General features: G+C 57.1%; 16 protein-coding genes. 13 read left to right on the top strand and 3 right to left on the bottom strand.

Translation table 11 applies throughout. From position 1 onward, the window contains the following. Nucleotides 1-24 precede the first annotated feature (24 nt). From IE156_RS16680 to IE156_RS16650, 7 genes are all read left to right on the top strand, one after another. On the top strand, nt 25-543 hold the full coding sequence (locus tag IE156_RS16680) for a TRAP transporter small permease (RefSeq protein WP_189393772.1): 519 nt from the start codon (nt 25-27) through the stop codon (nt 541-543). Between the two features lies 1 nt (nt 544). After that, complete coding sequence (locus tag IE156_RS16675; RefSeq protein ID WP_189393771.1) at nt 545-1,843, top strand: TRAP transporter large permease; 1,299 nt, start codon at nt 545-547, stop codon at nt 1,841-1,843. A 124-nt stretch (nt 1,844-1,967) separates the two neighbouring features. After that, nucleotides 1,968-3,179, top strand: a complete 1,212-nt coding sequence (locus tag IE156_RS16670) for a CaiB/BaiF CoA transferase family protein (protein ID WP_189393770.1) — start codon at nt 1,968-1,970, stop codon at nt 3,177-3,179. Beyond that, nucleotides 3,176-4,078: a hydroxymethylglutaryl-CoA lyase gene (locus IE156_RS16665; protein WP_189393769.1), complete on the top strand. Its 903-nt coding sequence runs from the start codon at nt 3,176-3,178 to the stop codon at nt 4,076-4,078. Before IE156_RS16670 ends, IE156_RS16665 begins: the two co-directional genes overlap by 4 nt. Then, the gene (leuC, locus tag IE156_RS16660) at nt 4,075-5,487 is read left to right on the top strand and encodes a 3-isopropylmalate dehydratase large subunit (RefSeq protein ID WP_189393768.1); all 1,413 of its coding nucleotides are present in this window, start codon (nt 4,075-4,077) and stop codon (nt 5,485-5,487) included. The genes IE156_RS16665 and leuC overlap by 4 nt, the downstream gene beginning before the upstream one ends. Next, a complete protein-coding gene (gene leuD, locus IE156_RS16655) occupies nt 5,484-6,122 on the top strand; it encodes a 3-isopropylmalate dehydratase small subunit (protein ID WP_189393767.1) in 639 nt (212 codons plus the stop codon). Before leuC ends, leuD begins: the two co-directional genes overlap by 4 nt. 466 nt (nt 6,123-6,588) lie before the next feature. After that, nucleotides 6,589-8,715, top strand: a complete 2,127-nt coding sequence (locus IE156_RS16650; protein ID WP_189393766.1) for a TonB-dependent receptor — start codon at nt 6,589-6,591, stop codon at nt 8,713-8,715. A gap of 168 nt (nt 8,716-8,883) precedes the next feature. Here the strand turns inward: IE156_RS16650 and rpoN are convergent, their stop codons facing one another. Further along, a complete protein-coding gene (gene rpoN, locus IE156_RS16645; protein ID WP_189393765.1) occupies nt 8,884-10,269 on the bottom strand; it encodes an RNA polymerase factor sigma-54 in 1,386 nt (461 codons plus the stop codon). Nucleotides 10,270-10,285: 16 nt separating this feature from the next. On the opposite strand from rpoN, the gene IE156_RS16640 reads away from it, so the two are divergent. Next, complete coding sequence (locus IE156_RS16640) at nt 10,286-10,840, top strand: hypothetical protein (RefSeq protein WP_189393764.1); 555 nt, start codon at nt 10,286-10,288, stop codon at nt 10,838-10,840. A gap of 330 nt (nt 10,841-11,170) precedes the next feature. Beyond that, nucleotides 11,171-12,865: a 2-isopropylmalate synthase gene (leuA, locus tag IE156_RS16635; protein WP_189393887.1), complete on the top strand. Its 1,695-nt coding sequence runs from the start codon at nt 11,171-11,173 to the stop codon at nt 12,863-12,865. 219 nt (nt 12,866-13,084) lie between these two features. Here the strand turns inward: leuA and IE156_RS16630 are convergent, their stop codons facing one another. Together IE156_RS16630 and IE156_RS16625 are read right to left on the bottom strand one after the other, a co-directional pair. Further along, complete coding sequence (locus IE156_RS16630) at nt 13,085-13,405, bottom strand: hypothetical protein (RefSeq protein ID WP_189393763.1); 321 nt, start codon at nt 13,403-13,405, stop codon at nt 13,085-13,087. 86 nt (nt 13,406-13,491) lie between these two features. After that, nucleotides 13,492-13,839, bottom strand: coding sequence for a DUF1840 domain-containing protein (locus IE156_RS16625; RefSeq protein ID WP_189393762.1), 348 nt, complete (start codon nt 13,837-13,839; stop codon nt 13,492-13,494). Between the two features lie 97 nt (nt 13,840-13,936). On the opposite strand from IE156_RS16625, the gene IE156_RS16620 reads away from it, so the two are divergent. The 4 genes from IE156_RS16620 to IE156_RS16605 form a co-directional block, all read left to right on the top strand. Continuing rightward, on the top strand, nt 13,937-17,542 hold the full coding sequence (locus IE156_RS16620; protein WP_189393761.1) for a phospholipase effector Tle1 domain-containing protein: 3,606 nt from the start codon (nt 13,937-13,939) through the stop codon (nt 17,540-17,542). 130 nt (nt 17,543-17,672) lie between these two features. Beyond that, complete coding sequence (argS, locus tag IE156_RS16615) at nt 17,673-19,358, top strand: arginine--tRNA ligase (RefSeq protein ID WP_189393760.1); 1,686 nt, start codon at nt 17,673-17,675, stop codon at nt 19,356-19,358. A gap of 14 nt (nt 19,359-19,372) precedes the next feature. Next, on the top strand, nt 19,373-20,122 hold the full coding sequence (locus IE156_RS16610; RefSeq protein ID WP_189393759.1) for an SPOR domain-containing protein: 750 nt from the start codon (nt 19,373-19,375) through the stop codon (nt 20,120-20,122). An 89-nt stretch (nt 20,123-20,211) separates the two neighbouring features. Continuing rightward, a partial coding sequence (locus IE156_RS16605) for a thiol:disulfide interchange protein DsbA/DsbL (RefSeq protein WP_189393758.1) occupies nt 20,212-20,794 on the top strand: 583 nt, incomplete at its 3' end.

Genomic DNA, 20,794 nt, shown 5'->3' with positions numbered 1-20,794 from the left:
GTGCATCCCTCGTGTGGAGACACCATGAATCCACTTATTCATTCCCTGGGCGCATTTGCGCGCGGCAGCAATCGTGTCGCCATTGTGGTGGCCGAGGTGGCACTGGCCGCCCTGATGATTGCCTGCGCCTACGGCGTCATTGCGCGCTACGTCTTTAACAGTCCCAGCATCTACATTACGGAAATCTGCGTGTACCTGCTGCTGGTCTGCTCCTGGCTGTCTGTTGGCTGGGTCCATTTGGAAAACCGCCACGTCAGTGTCGAAGCCTTCCATATGAAGTTCTCGCCACGCGGCAAACGTCTGGCTACCTGCATCTCGCAACTGTGCATTCTATTTTTCTGCCTGGTGCTGTTGTGGGCGGGTATTTCGGTGGTAGAAACAGCCCTTGCACGCAATTACCGTTCGGCCTCCATGCTGCGTTTCCCCCTGTGGATGGCCTACGGCATGATCCCGCTGGGCGGCTCACTGCTAGGTCTGGCAACCCTGCGCCAGCTGTTCATTCCGAACAGCGTGGAATCCAACGACAGTATCAAGGAGTTCTGACATGGATTCCATGCTCATCTTCAGCCTCATGATGGCCTGCTTCGCCATTCTGATGGTCATAGGCACACCTATTTTTGCCGCCTTAGGCGTTGCCAGTATTTCCGGCATTCTCATGAAATCCGGCCTGGGTGGCCTGGACGTCATTCCCGCCACGCTGCACCGTGGCATGGCCAGCTACTCCCTGATCGCCATCCCGCTGTTTATCCTGATGGGTGAAGTCATTGCCCGCACCAGCATCGGTGGCAAACTCTATCAACTGTTCTATCTATGGTTGAACCGTATGCCGGGTGGCCTGGCCGTTGCCAGCGTGGGCAGCTCAGCCGTGTTTGGGGCAATGAGCGGGGTCAGCGTGGCCGGCGCCGCCACCATTGGCCGCTTTGCCATTCCTGAAATGCTCAAGCGCGGCTATTCGCCCAGCCTGTCCGGTGGCACAATTGCAGCAGCGGGGGCCTTGGCACTGCTAATTCCTCCCAGCATTGGCTTTGTGCTTTATGGCGAAATGGCGGATCAATCCATCGGCAAACTGTTCATTGGGGCCTTGCTGCCGGCCCTGATGGTCACCGTCATGATGGTGATCTATGTGGTACTGGTAGCCGTGTTCAAACCTGAATCCGCGCCCCGCAATGCCGAAACCGTAACCTGGTCCCAAAAACTGGGGGCCTTCAAAGATATTTGGGCCGCTGCACTGCTCATTTTGCTGGTGCTGGGCACGATCTATATGGGTATCGCCACACCCACAGAAGCTGCCGGTATTGGTGCCGCAGGTGCGTTCATCATTGCCATCGCCTACAAGGAAATGAACTGGCGCACGGCCATGCAGATTCTGCGCTCTACCGCTGTGACCAGTGGCATGATTTTGCTGATTCTGGCTGCCGCACTGCTGTTTGGCTACATCATGACTCGTCTGATGATTCCGCAAAAACTGGTGGCGCTCATTACCGCTTCGTCTCAGCCAGCATGGGTCATTTTATTATTCGTGCTGCTGTTTCTGATTGTTGTGGGCATGTTTCTGGATATTGTTTCTCTTATCCTGATTACCACCCCTGTCTTATTGCCGGTCATTGTGGCCTTGGGTTATGACCCATTATGGTTTGGCATTGTGATGATTATTGCCTGCGAGATGGCGGTGATCACCCCACCTGTCGGATTAAATCTTTATGTTATCAAGGGCATTGCCCCACAGATATCGCTACAGCAAATCACCCGAGGTGCGTTGCCTTTTGTAGGTTTGGAGATTCTGGCGATTATCATTCTGACCATATTCCCGGAAATCATTCTTTGGTTACCTAGAACGCTTTAAAAACAAAACCCGCCTTGTGCGGGTTTTGTTTTTCCACCCACGTTTTTTACGATGGCAGCATAATATTTGATTGCTTTTCCACTTTCTTTTTCTATACCAGAATCAATATCTGGAGGAAACAAGAATGGATAAGAACACATTTGCCGAACCACCCCTGAAAGGCATCAAAGTCCTAGAGCTGGGTTCACTGATTGCCGGCCCTTACGCAGGCAGCCTGCTGGCCCAATTCGGCGCCGACGTCATCAAGATTGAACCGCCCGGCAAGGGCGACCCATTGCGCCGCTGGCGCCAACTGCACAAAGACACATCCCTGTGGTGGCGTGTGCAAAGCCGCAACAAACGCTCCATTGCACTGGATCTACGGCAGGCAGAGGGCCAGGAAATCGCCCGTGAGCTGGCTTTGCAAAGCGACATCATCATTGAAAACTTCCGTCCCGGCGTACTGGAACGCTGGGGCCTGGGCTGGGAAACGCTACATGCGCTGAATCCACGCCTGATCATGGTGCGCGTCTCTGGCTATGGGCAGGACGGTCCCTATCACCGCCGCCCCGGTTTTGCCGCCATCGCCGAATGCATGGGTGGCCTGCGTTATGGCACTGGCTACCCCGATCGCCCGCCTGTACGAGCGGGCGTCAGTCTGGGCGATACGCTGGCTTCGCTGTACGGCACCATAGGCGCGCTGCTGGCCATGCACCATCTTCGTCAAGAAGGCGGGCAGGGCCAGATGATTGATGTGGCGTTATACGAATCCGTCTTTGCCATCATGGAAAGCCTGATTCCGGACTATCAACTGAACGGCCATCAGCGTGAACGCACCGGGGCCAGCCTGCCCGGAATCGCCCCCTCCAACACCTACCCCACCGGCGACAGCAAATGGGTGGTGATTGCCGCTAATAGCGATGCCATTTTTATCCGCCTGATGCAGGCCATGGGCAGACCCGATCTGGCCAGTGACGAAAGCTTGTCCGACAACGCCGGACGGGTTGAGCACAGCGCCATGCTGGACCAGACCATTAGCGACTGGACAACCGCACGCAGTCTGGAGGACGTGCTGCACGCCCTGGAGCAGGCCGAAGTCCCCAGCGGCAGCATCTACACCGCTGCCGATATTCTCCACGACCCGCACTATCAAGCACGCGGCATGTTGGAGAAACACAAACTGGAGGACGGCCAGGAACTGACCATACCCGGCATTGTGCCCAAGCTCAGCCGTAGCCCTGGCGCTACCCAATGGTTGGGGCCCGAACTGGGCGAACACACAGACAGCATCCTGCAAGAGCTGGGCATGGCCCCAGAGCGCCGCCAAGCGTTGCGCGAACAAGGAATTGTAGAATGAATACCGTATTAATCACCGACGTCACCTTGCGTGATGGCCTGCAAATCGTGCCCCGCTGGGTGTCTACCCCGGACAAACTACGCATTGCCCACGCACTGCCCCACTGTGGTGTACGCAAGATCGAGCTGACCTCGTTCACCTCGCCCAAAGCCATTCCCTCGCTGGCAGATGCCGACGAGCTGGCCAGCCTGACCGCACGCAACCCACAGGTTTGCTACACCGCTCTGGTGCCCAATCTGCGTGGTGCACAGCGTGCTTTGGCAGCCAAGATGGATGAGCTGAATTTTGTATTCTCTGCCTCCGAAGCACATAACCAGGCCAATCTGCGCATGACGATTGCGCAATCCCTGGCACAGCTGGAGCAAGTAATAAGTGCAGCAGGCGGCACACCTGTGAACGTTTCTCTGTCCACCGCCTTTGGCTGCCCCTTTACCGGTGCTGTCGCACCTGCCCATGTCATTGCCCTAATGCAGGAAGTCCAGCGTATGGGCGCCAGTTCCATCAGCCTGTGCGACACCACGGGCATGGGCTCCCCCGCCGATGTGGAACGCCTGACCCAAGCCGCACTGAGCCTATATGGCGAGCAAGGCGTCACTGGTCATTTCCACGATACTCGCGGGCTGGCTTTGGCCAATGCCTGGGCCGCGTACCGCGAAGGTGGGCGGCGCTTTGATGCCGCGTTAGCGGGCCTGGGCGGCTGTCCCTATGCTCCGGGAGCCAGTGGCAATGCCAGCCTGGAGGACATGGCCCATATGTTCCAGATCAGCGGAGTAAACACTGGCTTGAACCTGGAAGCTCTACAGCCCTTAGCCGAAGAAATTGCCGCACTGACGCAAGAACCCATACAAAGCCGCCTGCACAAAGCGGGGCCTGCCTACGCCTTGAAGGTGTGCCAATGAGCCGAACCCGCACTCTTTTCCAAAAACTCTGGGATGCGCACCGAGTCGCTGCGGTGGACGATGAGCACGATCTGATCTACATAGACCGTCAGTTGTTGTACGAAGTCACCAGTCCGCAGGCTTTCGAGAGCCTGCGTCTGGCAGGCCGCACTGTCCGCCGCCCTGATACCGCTTTGACCACGGTGGACCATAACGTGCCCACCCGTCGCCGAAATCAACGCCTGGACGATCCTTTGGCTCAGGCACAGATCGACCAGATGGAGATCAACAGCCGTGAATTTGGCCTGCGCTATTTTGGGCTGAATGACGAACGCCAAGGCATCATCCATGTGATCGGGCCAGAGCAGGGCATGACATTGCCCGGCTCCAGCATCGTCGCGGGGGACTCACACACCAGCACGCACGGTGCCTTTGCGGCCTTGGCGTTTGGCATTGGCACCTCCGAGGTCGAACACGTGATGGCCACCCAATGTCTGGCCGCAAAACGCATGCGTACGCTACAGGTGGATGTACAGGGAAGGTTGCCTGCCACCAGCACAGCGAAAGATCTGATTTTGCACATCATTGCCCGCCTGGGTGCCGATGGTGGGCGCGACTGTGCCATCGAATTCACGGGCCCCGTCATTCGCGCTTTGTCCATGGAGGGGCGCATGACCTTATGCAATATGGCCATCGAGGCCGGTGCGCGCATCGGTCTGGTCGCCGTAGACGACAAAACCCTGGACTATGTCCGGGGCCGCCCCCTGGCCCCCAAGGGCGCAGAATGGGACAAAGCAGAGCGCTACTGGCGCACGCTGCTCAGTGACGAAGGCTGCCACTACGACCAGCACTTGTTGATCGACGCCACCCAGCTTGCTCCCACCGTGACTTGGGGTACCTCGCCTGATATGGCCGCGGCCATCGATCAGTTTGTCCCTGATCCACACACAGCAGCCACGGGCAAACAGGCCGACGCCCAACGCGCACTGAACTATATGGACCTACAAGCAGGCCAGCCACTGGTAGGCATCGCTATCGATCGCGTTTTTATTGGCTCCTGTACCAATGCCCGCATTGAAGATCTACGTAGCGCCGCTGCCATGATTCAAGGCAAACGCGTGGCCAGCAATGTACTGCAGGCCCTGGTCGTCCCTGGCTCCGGTTTGGTGCGACGTCAGGCCGAACAAGAGGGTCTGGACAAGATTTTCCTGAATGCCGGTTTTGAATGGCGCGAGCCCGGTTGCTCTATGTGTCTGGGGATGAACGAAGATCGCTTGAATCCGGGCGAGCGCTGCGCATCCACCTCCAACCGTAACTTTGAAGGTCGGCAGGGCGCTTTGGGCCGCACACATCTGATGAGTCCCGCCATGGCCGCTGCTGCCGCCATTGCAGGCCACCTTGTCGATATACGTAACTGGGACGCCGTATGAACACGCCTTTCACCTCAGTGCGTTCGCGCCTGATCGCCCTGGACCGCGCCAATGTGGACACCGACGCTATTTTGCCCAAGCAATACATGACCTCACTGTCTCGTACCGGCTTTGGACAATATGCCTTCGATAACTGGCGTTACGCAGATATTGGCTACCCCGGCAAAGCACTGGAAGAGCGTGAGCCGATCCGCAGCTTTTGCCTGCATCAGCCCACGGCGCAAGGGGCCCGGATTCTGCTGGGTCGCGAGAACTTTGGCTGCGGCTCCAGCCGTGAACACGCCGTCTGGGCGCTGAGCGACTTAGGCATTTCCGTGCTTATTGCCCCTTCATTTGCCGATATCTTCCGCAATAACTGCTTTAAAAACGGCATGTTGCCTATACAGCTTAGTGCAGAACAGATTGATGCTCTATTCACCACTGCCGCCCAAAACCCGTGGGATGAATGGACGGTGGATCTGGAGGCCTGCACGCTGACCGGTCCTGATCAGCACATTCATTTCCAGGTGGAGCTGGAACGTCGCCGCCGCCTGCTGCTGGCGCTGGACGATATCAGCGTGACGGAGCAGAAAATGGATCAGATCCAGACCTACGAGCAGCAACGCAGGGCACAGGAACCCTGGCTATTTAGCTAGGCGCGATAGATAGGGCGAGCGGCTGTAGAAGGGGGCTTACGCAGCCGCCTACCGCCCGCAGTCGAAGTCGAAGTCGAAGTCGAAGTCGACAAGTAACGAAGCACAACTCAAGCCTGCTCAGGCTACAAAAAAACAATTTCGTGAGTCGCTCCCTATTTGCCGGGAGCCGTCCTCCCTTTGCCTTTCCCTTGCAAACAGCATCGTCTGTTTTTCCAAACTCGCATCATGGGACGAACTCCCACCGCCTTGTCAGGCGCACCCGGATAGTGCTCACCCCCCCCCCTAAAACCCTGATTTCCAACCGATTTCGAGGGGAAATCGCACGATCCGCCTCTTTATATCCCTAAGTTTTTTAGGGTCGTTTTTATATCACAAAGGCACCTAACTACTTGAACCACCTACAAGCAAATGCTACAAATGAAACATTAATGAGAATCATTTTTATTTCCATTTAACTTACAGACTCATGCGCATTTCTTATCTTGTTGGCCTGAGCTTGCTCAGTGCAGGCAGCAGTTGGGCACAATCCTCCGATGCTCCCCCGGTTACGTCTTTGTCCACCATTGAAGTCAAAGCCAGCGAATACATTGATTTGCCGCCTGCTTACGAAGGCAATCATGTCGCCACCGGCGGGAATCTGGGTTTGCTGGGCAACCGGGATGTCATGAACACTCCGTTCAGCACCATCAATTACACCAGCGATTACATCGAAGATTTGCAAGGTCAGGAGCTGCGCATTCTGATCAGCAAGAACGACCCTTCTGTACAAACACCGGGTGCGGGTGGAACCGGCGGCAAAGACACCATGTACATACGGGGTTTCCGTGCCGGTGACGTGTCTCTAAATGGTTTGCAAGGTTTGACCAGTGGCCGCCGCGTGATGGCCATCGCAGAGCGTTTAGAAATTCTCAAAGGCCCATCGGCAGTGTTGAATGGCATGAATGCCAGCAATGATGTGGGCGGCTCCATCAACCTGGTGTCCAAGCGTGCGACAGATGATCCCATTACCAACGTCACCATGTCCTACATCCAGCCATCCCAGTTTGGGACTCATCTGGATTTAGGCCGTCGGTTTGGCGAAGCCAATGAGCTGGGTCTGCGTCTGAACGGTGTCTTTAAAGACGGTGAGGGTGTGGTGGACCACCGGACCAACCGCGACAAACTGATCTCCTTAGGGGCCGACTACCGCCTGGGTTCGGTCAAGTTATCCGCCGATCTGTATCACCTGGAAGAATACATTTCCGGCCTGAACCGAGGTGTACGGCTGGCCAAGGGTCTGGACAAGAACCCGCTGCCCACCCCACCCAAAGGCAATGTCTTGCTGGGTGTACCTTGGGCTGCTGGCCTGACGCGTGAAACCACGGCGCTGATGCGTGCTGACTGGGCTGCCAGCGACAAGCTGGCCGTCTACGGGTCGGCTGGTTACAGCAAGTCCGAAATGAGCAACTACAACACCAAGGGCAGCACCTTGCTGAACGAGGCAGGTGACCTAAAACTAGCAGCCACCCGTCGCAACAACACAGGCTACAACCTGGCCGCCAATAGCGGCCTGTTCTACAACTTTGATACCGGCTCCGTGCACCACACCATCAGCGCCGGGGTGGACTGGAACCGTAAAAGCTCACGCAGCGACAACACGTCCATCAAAGGCTGGTCCGAAACCATCAATATCTACGACCCGGACTACCCGGCGCGCCCTTATGTCCCGATGAATGGACTAAGTGCGCCTAACGTCAGCTATTTATATAGTGCAGCCTTAGCCGACACCCTGTCCTTTGCGGACGGTAAGTATCAGCTAACTTTGGGCCTGCGCCAGCAATGGGTCAGCACCAAGGATAAAAGCGGCAAGAGTGATAACTACAGCAAGAATGCCCTGACGCCCACCATTGCTGGTGTCTGGCAGTTGCGTGACGACTGGATGCTGTACGCCAACTACGCCGAAGGACTGACCCAGGGCATGATTGTGGGCGACGACTACGCTAACGAAGGCCAAATCTTCGCACCACAAAAAACTCGTCAATACGAAATCGGGATGAAGTACGACAGCGGTGATTACGCCCTGACGGCGGCCCTGTTCGACATTACCCAGCCCAATAGCTACGAGACACCCGAACGTATCAATGGCAAACCTAATTTGAGCTACGACGGTCGCCAGCGTAACCGCGGTGTGGAAGTGCAGGTGTTTGGCCAGATCGCCACGAACTGGCGTCTGACAGGCGGTATCGCCTACCTGGACCCCAAAATCCGCAAAGCCAGCAACCCGGATACGGAAGGTCGCAATGCCGTGGGCCTGTCCCGATGGGTCGCCAAGGCGGGTATTGAATGGGATACGCCCTTTGTTCAGGGCCTGACCTTGAATGCCAATCTGAACAGCCAGTCCAAGCAATACGCGGACGCCAGCAACAGCTACTACATGCCGGGCGTGACAACCTACGATCTAGGCATGCGCTACAAAACCCGCTTTGCTGGCAAGGAAGTGACCTTGCGAGCCAGCCTGGAAAACGTGGGCAATAAAGCCTACTGGGTGGTGCCTTTGAGCAATGGCCAAGGCTCACCTCGTACGTTCCTGGCCTCGGCCACCATGAAATTCTAAGTAGACCAGCGACACCCCTGTCATCCAGTACTCCGTCTGGCTGACAGGGTCTAACTCCGCTTTTGCAGGGCCTGTTCATGCGTGTATGCAGGCCCTGTTTTTTTTATTGTTTTAACGGTCTTACCTAAAGTCTGAAGCCGCAGGCCCCAGACTTGGACACTAAGGCTCCTAGACCCCGGCAGCCGCTCGCATCTTGCGCTGCGAAGCCGGTGCCAAGCCTTCCGCCTCGCGATATTTAGCCACCGTACGTCGTGCCAAAGTCAGGCCCTGGGCCTGCAAGAGATCGGTAATCTGCTGATCAGACAAAGGCTTGCTGGGCGACTCATCCCGAATCATCTGCACAATCTGCGCCCGTACCGAGGCCGCGGACATATCTTCCTTGCCATCGGTACTGGTCAGCGCCACGGTAAAGAACTGTTTAAGCTCCATAACGCCATGCGGTGTCTGCATGTATTTCTGCCGCGTTGCGCGTGAAATCGTGGATTCATGTAGATCCAGCTCGGCAGCCAGATCGGCCAGTTGCATGGGTCGCAAGGCCGACACCCCTTGCGTAAAGAATGCCTGCTGCATCTGCACAATCGCTTGCGCCACTCGCAAAATCGTTACGAAGCGACTGTTCACACTGCGCAGCAAACCGGTAGCTTTTTGACGCTCAGCCAGCAGGGCCGGATGAGCCTCAATTTCATAGTCGTGCAGGTTCACCAATTGCAGGCGCGGCACCGCCAAGGGGTTTAAAGCGGCCTGCCAACGGTCTTTCGCACGGACCAACAGCACATCGGGCACCACATAAGCCGAGACGTTTTGTGTCCAGGCACGACCCGGCTTGGGGTCCAGCTTCAAGACCAGATGATGAGCACGCTCCACCAGATCGGCCGAGTAATGGCCCGTACTGCGTTGTCGCAATTGACTAGGGGAGGCCAGGATGCCGACATGCTCGCGCACCAGGTAGCGAGCGCAATCCAATAAAGATGGCTCTAGCTGATCGGCCTGCTGCATCAACTGCAAGCCCAGGCATTCAGACAGGTCCCGCGCACCGACACCGGCCGGCTCCAACGACTGCACCTGGGCCAAGGCACAACGAAGATCACTTTCATCAATATCCAGCTCGTCGGGCAGGCAGGCCAGGACCTCGTCCAAGGACACGGGTAGGTAGCCGTTATCGTCCAGCTCATCGATCAGTAGTTGTGCCAGCACCCGGTCACGGTCGCTCAAACGCAACAGTCCCAATTGCTCGCGAAGGTACGCGGCCAGATCCTGGACAACAGCCGACTCCGGGGTCCAGTCCGGATCATCCGAATCGCCCTGATGCTTGGGAAACTCCAGGCTCGCCCACGAGGATTCCGCCTCGTCCGAAGCGGCTTCGGGCAATGGCTCGGCGACAACATCCGCCTGCACGTCCAGACGCTCCAGCAAAGGGTTGTCCAGCAAAGCTTGAGCCAATTCCTGCTCCAGCTCGGCCCCCGATAGCTGCAACACTTTAATAGACTGTTGCAATTGCGGCGTCAAAACCAGCGTCTGCTGCTGGCGTAAATCTAGTGACTGACGCGTAAGCATAGGTACAATCATTTCCATGAAAACCGACAACGCCCAGACACCCACCTCGAACGATAGTCAGGCTCTGCGCAACACGCTTTTTAAGCTTTGCGCCACCGCCACTATTACCTGCACCGTGGTCACTATCGTGGTTGCCATTATCTGGTGGGACCTGCTCAACCGTCTTATCAGCTTCGGGCGTGGTCTGGATTACTCCGGCCTGCAAGCACTCAGTATTCAAAACCTGGCGCTGATCAAGCAATACAACCCGTTTTTCTGGTGGACGGTTGTGGGCGTCATAACCCTCATTATTGCCTATCTTTTGTATGGCTTCGTACAAGCTGTCATGCGGCGCAACCAGCAACGCATTATCGACCAGACAACCGTGGCTCAACTGGCCCGCTCATTAAGTCGTCCGGCCCGTGAAGTGATTTTATGGTGCTGGCCCGACCAGCGCAGCCCGCTGACTGTGGGCGATTTACAACGCGCTTACGGTGAGTTGCGTGCAGGCCGCTTTAGCAAAATGGAACTGGCCGAGCAGCACAGCCGCCTGTTACAAGCCGACTATGAACGCCACGAAGTACAAGCCTAAAGCTTGCCTTCCTGTTTTTTTTGTGTTTGACTAACGGTCATGACTCACGCACGCCAATCTTCCTACGCCTGTCAGGGTTTCAGCCAAGCCGCTGAAACCGCTCTGTCGCGTTCCGTGCGTGACGGCCGTTCTACGGCCCCTGCCTCCAGCCTATCCTGCCTGCTACTACTAGCGTCCGGTTGCCGGGCCTAGTGTCCTGTGGCAGTTCGGCAGCCAATTCTCAGCCACATCTACGTTATTTGTGCCGCCACCGGCCTACGTAAATGCTGAATCGCTGGTGACGGCAAGAAGTTATTAAACACTTTTTGTCCGACAGGTATCCCCATGGCAATGCTGAACAATCCCTCTCAAAAGTATCGTCCTTTTGTCGCCTTTGATCGCGACTTCGCTGAACGCACCTGGCCATCCAAGCGCATCACCAAAGCGCCCATCTGGATGAGCACCGACTTGCGTGATGGCAACCAGTCCTTGATCGAGCCTATGAACGTGGCTCGCAAACTGCGCTTTTTCGAGCAGCTCGTCAAAATCGGTTTCAAAGAAATCGAGGTCGGTTTCCCTTCCGCATCGCAGACCGACTTCGATTTCGTTCGCAAGCTGATTGAAGAAAACCGTATCCCCGAAGACGTCACCATCATCGTGTTGACGCAATCGCGTGAAGACCTGATCAAGCGCACCGCTGAAGCGGCTGCCGGTGCCAAGCGCGCCATCATTCACTTGTACAACGCCTGCGCCCCCGCCTTTCGCAAGATCGTTTTTAACTTGAGCAAAGACGAGATCAAGGAAATTGCCTTGACCGGCACCCGCTTGATCAAAAACGAAGTGGCCAAGTACCCGCAAACCCAATGGGGCTACGAGTACTCGCCCGAAGTATTCAGCACTACCGAGCCTGAATTTGCCTTGGACGTGTGTAATGCCGTCGTCAAAGCCTGGGCTCCTGCCGCCGACGAGCGTGTCATCCTGAACTTGCCCGCCACGGTTGAGGCCACCACGCCCAATATGTACGCCGACCAGATCGAATGGATGCACAACAATCTGGACCAGCGCAGCAACGTCACCCTGAGCGTGCACCCGCACAATGACCGTGGCACCGCTGTGGCCGCCGCTGAACTGGCCGTCATGGCCGGTGCTGACCGTATCGAAGGCTGCTTGTTCGGTAGCGGCGAGCGCACCGGTAACGTTTGTTTGGTAACCTTGGCCCTGAACTTGTACACCCAGGGCGTGAACCCTGAGCTGGACTTCTCGGACATTGACGAAGTGCGTCGCACTGCCGAGTACTGCAACCAGTTGCCTGTACACCCACGTCACCCCTACGCGGGCGACTTGGTCTTTACCGCTTTCTCCGGCTCCCACCAGGACGCCATCAAAAAAGGCTTGTCCCAACAAAAAGCCGACGAGCTCTGGGAAGTGCCTTACTTGCCTATCGACCCGGCCGACCTGGGCCGCAGCTACGATGCGGTTATCCGCGTCAACAGCCAGTCGGGCAAGGGCGGTGTTTCCTACTTGCTGGAACAAGAACACGGTCTGGTCTTGCCACGCCGTATGCAAATCGAATTTAGCCGCGCCATTCAACGTGTGACGGACTCGTCGGGCAAGGAAGTTACCACTGCCGACGTCTACGGTATTTTTGAATCCGAATACCTGAACTGCAAAAAGCACTACAAGCTGCTCAAGCACAATATCGTCAGCCAACCTCATGCCGACAGCGGCCAACAGTTCACGATTGAAGTGGATGTCGAGCAAGACGGTCAGGTTCGCACCTTGAAGGGTGCCGGCGAAGGTGCAATCTCTGCCTTTGTGAACGCGCTGGACCTGTCCATCAAAATCATGGATTACAGCGAGCACGCCATTGGTTCCGGTGCTGAAACCCGCGCTGCTGCGTACGTGGAAATGCGGATTGGCGACAGCCCATCGGGCTTTGGTGTGGGCATTCATGCCGACATCGTGACGTCGTCCTTCCTGGCGATCTTGAGCGCGGTTAACCGCCACACCATCGCCCAGCACGAAACTGAGACCACAACGGCTTAATACCGGCTTTATATCGCGTCTTGGGTGGTGATCCCACCCAAGCGCCCGCCCGGCCAACCCTGGCCGCGCCCGAACCGCTACTCGCAGCCGACTTATCGTCGCTCTGCTTGCAACCCGCCCACAAGGCGGGTTTTTCGTGGGCGACTCAAAATGCCATATTCATTCGCGATATAAAAAAACCGGCCCTAAAGAGCCGGTTTTCTATTGGCTTGAACCTGGTCAGTAAGTAACCGCCAATCCCGGCAAATCCACGGTGACCTGCATAGAGCCCACCGCTTGCAGACAATGACGCGCAAACTCCTGGGCGCGCTCATCGTCTTGTGACAGCAGCGTGTAACCCAGGGCATCGGCCACGCCCATAATTTTGTCCAGCAAAAGCACCTTGCCGCTGGCCCGCAAAGGCTCACAGCCCAGCGCTTGCCAGGTTTGATCGAACCAGTCGCGTGATTGCTTGCCGCTATCCGGATCGATGGTTTGTATAGGTGTGACCAGCTCTATGTGCTGGCGAGGACTAAAGATCACAAGCACCATAGCGCTCATAGACGATCTCCGAAAAGAAATAGATCAACTGTGGAGCTTAAGCAAAGTCGGCCCTCCAAATTGTCGGCGGGCCGACATTTGAGGAACTACCAGGAGCTATCTGCGGGTTCCCACATCACGGGGACACCACTGTTATTGGCCTGACGCAACATATCCAGTAAGGGATAAGAGCGTTGACCAAAGCTGACCGACTGCGAGATCGGGTGTTCTTTTTCCTGGTCCTCGTCCTCATGGGGAGCTTTTTTATGTTCCCGATCTTGTCCCACTGCTCTTTCGATATTGCCGATAGCGTCCGATAACTGCTCGGGGGTGAACACACCACGCTCAGGCAAACCATCAGGGTAGGAGCGCCCCGCGGCCCGGAGAATAGGCATGGCATGCTCAGCGAACATCAGAACATCGGCGGCGGCTTTACTTTTAAAGACGACTAACATACGGTTTCTCCTTATGGATCTTTGTGTTTCCGACTCGACTTTCAGGATACACACCCCTGCAAGATAGCAGGATTTCCCCTGTCTTGGAGAGTCCTTCATGCTTGCCGCGCTTCTGCAATGGCTAATCTTGCTCGTGGCCGCCTTGCCAGCCTGGGCCTGGTCGCAAACCACCCTGGAATGTCCCTTACCTCCGGCCTCGACCCAGTGCGCGCCTGCTGCTGCACTGGGCGAACACGCCGAGCCCGCGCCAGATATGGGTTTACTCAATCCCGTCGATTTTCTAAGTGGGCACAAATACCAGAGCGACACGGATCTGCCGCTTAGCCAAGCCTGGCCTTTGCTGCAATTGCAGCGTCATTGGAATGGGCAAGGGCGCAATCCTACACCCACGCTTGGGTATACGGGCTGGGCCCTGAGTTATGACCTGCAGTTGCGCCAGCAAGGCCATGCTCTTTTCATGCCTGATGGTCGACAAACCCGTCTGTTCCCACCCGCGCAAGCACAGCGTTCTGGCTGGCTCTGGCAAGGGCCTGAAGGTTTGGTGCTGCGCTTTAACGAACAAGGCTGGTTAATCCATGCCCGTGTTTCCACACAGCAATGGCTGGATATAGAGCGCTTGCCGGAGAGCCATCCCCACCCTCATTCGATAAAGACTGTGCGTAATCATTTGGGGCAAGCGCTGGAGTTCAATTGGGAGCAAGGCATGCAGGTAGGGCTTCAAGCTCAAGCTCAAGCCCAGGTTCAGCACCCAGACAGAGACAACAGCATCGACAAAAGCAAAGGTAAAGGCAACGCCCTCATTATTCAAACTCCTGCCGGGACGTTTCATCTGCATCTGGAACAACACGATCAGCAAGTCTGGCTCGCTAGCGTCAGTCGACCCGATGGCATGCAGCGCCTTTACCATCCAGCCCCGGTGCCTTGGGCGCATCGTTTGGGTGGCAGCAGCCTGCAAGCGCCCGACCAGCCTGCGCAACCCATACAAAAATGGGAGTACGACGCACAAGGGCGCGTCAGTCGCTTGATCTCTCACGCCTTCAATCAGGAGTGGAGCGCTCATTATGAGCCGGGCCAGAGTGAATGGGCCATAGGCACGGAGCGGCATCGTTTCCACTACCGTAACTATCAAGGCCAGAGTCGACTGCAGAAACTCGAAAGCCGCTTGTGTGAAAGCTGCCCGCCTCACAGCACAGAGTGGCTGTACGACCCGCAAGGACGATGGCTACAAGCAGGACCTTGGCGGGCTCAGCGGCGTGCGAATGGCTCGCTATCCCAGCTTCAACAAAAGCAAGGCGGCTGGGGACCACTGACGCTGGATCTGGATACACAAGGACGCCTGCAACGTTGGGCAAGCAAACAGCATGGCGGTGAAACACGCTACTGGAACCCGGCAAATAAGCTGATGCGTATCGATTATGCGGGGCAAGGCTCACTGCAGATTGACTACGATCAGCAAGGGCGCTTAAGCCGTATTGAACATCGACAGGGCCAGGAAACTGAACGCACTGAACTGGACTGGCTCGGCCCCGGGGCGCTACGCATCCATCATCCTTACGAGACGCAATGGCTCAAACTACGCGCTGGCTTATTGCAGGAGCGCCGCCTGGAACGGAAGCACAGCCCCGAACGCAGCTGGACCGAGCGCTTTGAATACGACGAACAACACAGACTGATCCAATACACGCTGCCGGAAGGGGGGCAGATTCGCTATCGCTGGAGCAGCAATGGCCGTTTGCAGTCACTGGAATGGACAGACAGACAAGGGCGCAGCCAGACAGTGATTCAAGCCCAAGAAGCAGGCTATGCCTGGGGGAATGGCCTGCAGTTGAGAACTCATGCGACCCGCAACGGCCACACAGTAGACCTGATGCTCTTACAGCCGGATGGCAACCCTGTCTGGACGCAGTCGCGCCGTCTGGATGAGCAGGGCAAGGTGCTGGAGGACCGGCATGAATACCCGGTACTGCAAAAAACACATCATTGGCTATTGAACTACGACTCTCAAAACCAGTTAATAGCCTTTCGTCTGGGGACGACCGAGCCCGCGCAGTGGCTGGCCTGGAACCCAAGCGGTGCCCTTGTCGCAAGCTCTCCGGAACCAGCGGTTCCAATTCAGCGTTCACCCACAGGGATGGCTACAGCAGTCGGCACACTAAAGCTGAACTACGGCCCCAACCGCCGTTTACGACGGGTGCAATCAGCCGATCACGTTCTGGTCGACTATCAGCATGATGCCTTTGGACAGCGAATCTGGCGTCAGCAGAAGCAACAAGAACGAGCCTTTTTCTTTCACGGCCAGCAACTGATGGCCGAGCTGGATTTGCCTGCACTACCCGACCAGCTTGTGTCCCGGCGTTATCTCTATGCCGGACTGACCCCGGTGGGCATGATTATTTATCAAGCCGACGGGCAAGGGCAGTTGTACTACCTGCATAGTGATTTGATGGGAGCAGTACGGCTGATTAGCAATCAACAGGCCCAGCCCGTCTGGGCGGCGGACCTGAACCCCTTGGGGCAGGCCAATATTCTGTTGAAGACTCTGGAATTCAATTTACGCCTGCCGGGTCAGTACGCAGAATCCGCTACCGGTTGGCATGACAATCTGCTGCGCACATATCTGCCCAGCCACGGCCAGTATCTGGAACCCGATCCTCTTGGGCCTTGGCCGCAAACTCAGGCTGTAGGTTATGCCCAGCAACAAGCATTACGCCATATCGATCCCACCGGCCTGCTGCTGTTTGCCTTTGATGGCACACGCCAAGCTCCCATCACCAAAAGCAATGTGTGGAAACTGTCGCAGTTGTATCAGGATGGGGCGGTGCACTACAGCGATGGCCCCGGTAATCCAGTGACCGCCGACTGGGATGCACTGACGGCCTGGCGAGCGGGCCGTATTCTGGAATCTCAATGGAATAACTTTCTGAATCGCATGCAAGAGCAAGGCCCAACCCCAACGGCAATCCCTGTTGATCTATTGGGCTTTTCGCGCGGAGCGGCACTGGCTCGGGACTTTTCCAATCGGATTCTGGACCATACCCGGCAAGGCTGGTTTGTCCTGAATGATCCACAACGTGGGGCTATCCGGTCCTGCATCACCCCCCGCTTTTTAGGACTGTTCGATACAGTGGCTCAGTTCGGTTTAGGCGGCTGGAGCAACTCCCAATATCGGCTGGGTGTATCGGAAGCATGGAGCTGGGTAGCGCACGCCGTCGCCATGCATGAGCACCGTATTCTCTTTCCCTTAAGTGGTCTGGCCCAGGCCATGAATGCAGTGGAAATGCCTTTTATCGGTGCTCATAGTCAGATCGGTGGCGGCATCTTGCCCGAGGAGAACAGCGACATCAGCGATCTGGACAAAGTGGCCCTGGCCTGGATGCATTGGCAAGCCACCGCAGCAGGGCTGACGCTGGCCGAACTCAGCCAGACCGATCTGAGCGTCCTGCACCCCATCTTGCAGGACATGCGTAGCCCCGGACTGCGCCTGAGCACACAAGGAGTACGCCGTGTTGACTACCACGGTCACGACCAGGACCTGCTGTATCAAGACTCCCACCCTGCCTTGGGTCGAGAAGTACGCAACACGCTGGAAAAACTCATTACGCGCTTCGATGACTGGCGTCTGCGTGGCGACAATCAGGTGGGCTGGGTAGACATGGACGCTTACGATACGTGGTTACAGAACCACCTGGGATGGGAACGCTAGGCTTCTTGAAAAGAATTTGGCGTCAAATCACGCTATCATGTGGGGCTATCCGGCGGGCCAATGTCGCGCCTTCCATCTGATGCGGTGACAACCCGCCTCAGTTGTCTTTCTACCAATCCAGACCTTTCCTATGCTTGCTGAGCAACAATCTCAATTAATCGCCTGCCTTCAGGCTGCCGTCCGTGCCATCTTGCCCGAGGCTGAACCTAACATCACGCTGGAGCGCCCCAAAGTGGCCGCGCACGGTGATGCAGCCTGCAATATTGCCATGCAACTGGCCAAACCAGCCGGTCGCAACCCGCGCGAGCTGGCTCAGCAAATTGTCGATGCGCTCTTGGCCGATCCTAACGCGGCCACTTTGTTGGCGGCAGCGGAAATCGCTGGCCCAGGCTTTATCAACTTCCGCCTGTCCACCGCCACGCATCAGGCCGTCCTGCAGACGATTGCCGAGCAGGGCGAGAACTTTGGCCATATTGCTCCTACCCAGGAAAAACTGATGGTGGAGTTCGTGTCGGCCAACCCCACCGGCCCCTTACACGTGGGACACGCCCGCCAAGCTGCACTGGGTGATTCGCTGTGCCGCGTATTCAGCTCGCAAGGCTACGACGTGACCCGCGAGTTCTACTACAACGATGCCGGTAACCAGATCGACAACCTGAGCACCAGCGTTCATGCTCGTGCCCGTGGGATCGAGCCCGACAGCGAACAGTTCCCCGCTGACGGCTACAAGGGCGACTACATTCTGGATATTGCCCGCGACTACCAGGCTGGAGCAACGGTGCAAGCGGCCGATGGCCAGTCCGTTACTGCCAGCGGTGATCTGGACAATATCGAAGACATCCGCCGCTTTGCCGTGGCCTACCTGCGCCGCGAACAGGATCTGGATCTGCAAGCCTTTGGTCTGAAGTTCGACAACTTCTACCTGGAAAGCTCGCTGTACACCTCCGGCAAGGTTGAAAAAACCGTGCAGGCCCTGATCGACGCCGGTCACACCTACGAGCTGGACGGCGCGCTGTGGCTGCGCACCACCGAACTGGGCACTGGCGACGATAAAGACCGCGTGATGCGTAAATCCGAAGGCGGCTACACCTACTTCGTGCCGGACGTGGCCTACCACGTGGCCAAGTGGGAGCGCGGCTTTCACCACGCCATCAATATTCAAGGCTCTGACCACCACGGCACCATCGCCCGCGTACGCGCTGGCCTGCAAGGTCTGGGTCTGGGTATTCCCAAGGAATTCCCGGCCTACATCCTGCACAAGATGGTCAAAGTGGTGCGCAATGGCCAGGAAGTTAAAATTTCCAAACGCGCAGGCAGCTATGTCACCTTGCGCGACCTGATCGAATGGGTGGGCCAGGACGCCGTGCGTTTCTTCCTGATCCAGCGCCGTGCCGACTCCGAATTCGTGTTCGATATCGACCTCGCCTTGTCCAAGAGCGAAGAAAACCCGGTTTACTACATCCAGTACGCTCACGCCCGCATCAACTCTGTGTTGAACCAGTCGGCCGAGTTGCTGGGCCAAGTGCCCCAGGCCGACATCTCGCCCCTGACCGCCCCCACCGAAATTGCCCTGTTGCAACGCCTGTCCGAATACCCCAATGTGCTGGCCCAGTCGGCTCGCGAGCTGGCTCCCCACCACATTGCTTTCTGGCTGCGCGATTGCGCCTCGGACTTCCATTCCTGGTACAACGCCGAGCGCGTGTCGGTAGACGACACGGCCTTGCGTCTGGCCCGTCTGCGTCTGGCCCAAGCCTGCGCCCAGGTCATTCGCAACGGTCTGAACCTGCTGGGTGTGTCCGCACCCGACCGTATGTAAACCCATAGGCAGATATGGCAAGAGCACGTAAAAAATCCAGCAGTTCCGGCGGTACCTATACCGGCATTTTGATTGGCCTGATTCTGGGCCTGGGCGCTGCGGTAGCAGTCGCCCTGTTTGTTACCAAAGTGCCCATGCCCTTTGTGGACAAAGCCAGCCGGGACAACCCAACCGTTGCCTTGCCTGAAGGGCGGGATTTGCTGGATCCGAATCGGGACCTGTATGGCAGCTCGGCGGGCCAAACCCCGCCGCCCGCCATCGGTGCCATTCCCGGCCTGACCTTACCACCTGTCACCCTGCCCAGCGGCCCCAAGCCTGCCGCTCCGGATGCCTTGGGTGATCTGATTGCCACCTTGCCTTCGATGGGTACGGAGTCAGCACGTCAGCCCGACACACGCAACACGGCTCCGGCTGCACCGGCCGCGAACGCGCCAGTGACCCCAGCAGCACCTGTTACCCAGGCGCCAGCAGCTAGCAAACCGGCAACTCCGGCCCCAGCTGCCCCAGCCGCTGCCAATAAACCTGCAACAACGTCCACTCCCTACTATCTGCAAGCAGGCGCTTTCCGCAGCAATGCGGACGCTGAAGCCATGAAGGCGCGTTTGTTGATGCTGGGCTTTGACGCCTCGGTGCAAAGTGCCCAAGTGAATGGCAGCACCGTCAACCGCGTGCGCATGGGCCCCTTCAAGGGCATAGACGAAATGAACCGGACCCGCAGCCGTCTGGCCGAGGAAAAAATTGACACTTCGGTGGTACGGCCCTAAGTAATTTGCTCTGACCGCAGGCCCAAGGTGAACTTTTCCGCCATTGAACAGGTCATAGACCTCATCTTCCCACTTAAGGAAATTGATTCATGAAGCTGAACGCATTGTTTGTACGATCCCTGGTCGGTGCCAGTCTATTGGCTGGGGCAACTTTGTTGCCCGCCACCAGCGCGCTGGCTCAACAAGCCAACCAAGGCTACGTCACCCTGCCTGCGGCTCAGCCCTCGGACAGCGTCGGCAAAACGGAAGTGCTGGAGTTCTTCTCCTACAGCTGCCCACACTGCGCCATTCTGGAACCCAAGGTTGAAGTCTGGGCCAAGAGTCTGCCCGACAATGTCGTGCTGCGTCGCGTACCGGTCGCCTTTAATGCCGGTATGACCGACCTGCAAAAGCTGTACTACACCCTGGAAGCCATGGACCGTCTGGACCTGCACCCCAAGGTGTTTGACGCCATCCACCAAAAGCGCGAACGCCTCTTTGATGCCAAGACCATCACAGCTTGGGCTGCTCAACAAGGCGTAGACAAGGCCCGCTTCGAGCAGACCTTCAACTCCTTTGGCGTGCAGACCAAAGCCAACAAGGCCAACGAACTGTCCAACACCTACCAGATTCAGGGCACCCCTAGCCTGGCCGTCGGTGGCAAGTTTGTGACCTCGCCTGCCTTGGCTAATG

The sequence above is a fragment of the Alcaligenes pakistanensis genome (genome assembly GCF_014652815.1).
GTDB lineage: Bacteria > Pseudomonadota > Gammaproteobacteria > Burkholderiales > Burkholderiaceae_B > Alcaligenes > Alcaligenes pakistanensis.
The sequence above is the reverse complement of the archived record's forward strand: the minus strand, read 5'-3'. Positions and strand labels throughout refer to the sequence as shown.

Bases quoted from the DNA above. Each gene is read 5' to 3' on its own strand.
- IE156_RS16680 (WP_189393772.1), top strand. From the start codon at position 25: ATGAATCCACTTATTCATTCCCTGGGCGCATTTGCGCGCGGCAGCAAT.
- IE156_RS16675 (WP_189393771.1), top strand. From the start codon at position 545: ATGGATTCCATGCTCATCTTCAGCCTCATGATGGCCTGCTTCGCCATT.
- IE156_RS16670 (WP_189393770.1), top strand. From the start codon at position 1,968: ATGGATAAGAACACATTTGCCGAACCACCCCTGAAAGGCATCAAAGTC.
- IE156_RS16665 (WP_189393769.1), top strand. From the start codon at position 3,176: ATGAATACCGTATTAATCACCGACGTCACCTTGCGTGATGGCCTGCAA.
- leuC (WP_189393768.1), top strand. From the start codon at position 4,075: ATGAGCCGAACCCGCACTCTTTTCCAAAAACTCTGGGATGCGCACCGA.
- leuD (WP_189393767.1), top strand. From the start codon at position 5,484: ATGAACACGCCTTTCACCTCAGTGCGTTCGCGCCTGATCGCCCTGGAC.
- IE156_RS16650 (WP_189393766.1), top strand. From the start codon at position 6,589: ATGCGCATTTCTTATCTTGTTGGCCTGAGCTTGCTCAGTGCAGGCAGC.
- rpoN (WP_189393765.1), bottom strand. From the start codon at position 10,269: ATGCTTACGCGTCAGTCACTAGATTTACGCCAGCAGCAGACGCTGGTT.
- IE156_RS16640 (WP_189393764.1), top strand. From the start codon at position 10,286: ATGAAAACCGACAACGCCCAGACACCCACCTCGAACGATAGTCAGGCT.
- leuA (WP_189393887.1), top strand. From the start codon at position 11,171: ATGCTGAACAATCCCTCTCAAAAGTATCGTCCTTTTGTCGCCTTTGAT.
- IE156_RS16630 (WP_189393763.1), bottom strand. From the start codon at position 13,405: ATGAGCGCTATGGTGCTTGTGATCTTTAGTCCTCGCCAGCACATAGAG.
- IE156_RS16625 (WP_189393762.1), bottom strand. From the start codon at position 13,839: ATGTTAGTCGTCTTTAAAAGTAAAGCCGCCGCCGATGTTCTGATGTTC.
- IE156_RS16620 (WP_189393761.1), top strand. From the start codon at position 13,937: ATGCTTGCCGCGCTTCTGCAATGGCTAATCTTGCTCGTGGCCGCCTTG.
- argS (WP_189393760.1), top strand. From the start codon at position 17,673: ATGCTTGCTGAGCAACAATCTCAATTAATCGCCTGCCTTCAGGCTGCC.
- IE156_RS16610 (WP_189393759.1), top strand. From the start codon at position 19,373: ATGGCAAGAGCACGTAAAAAATCCAGCAGTTCCGGCGGTACCTATACC.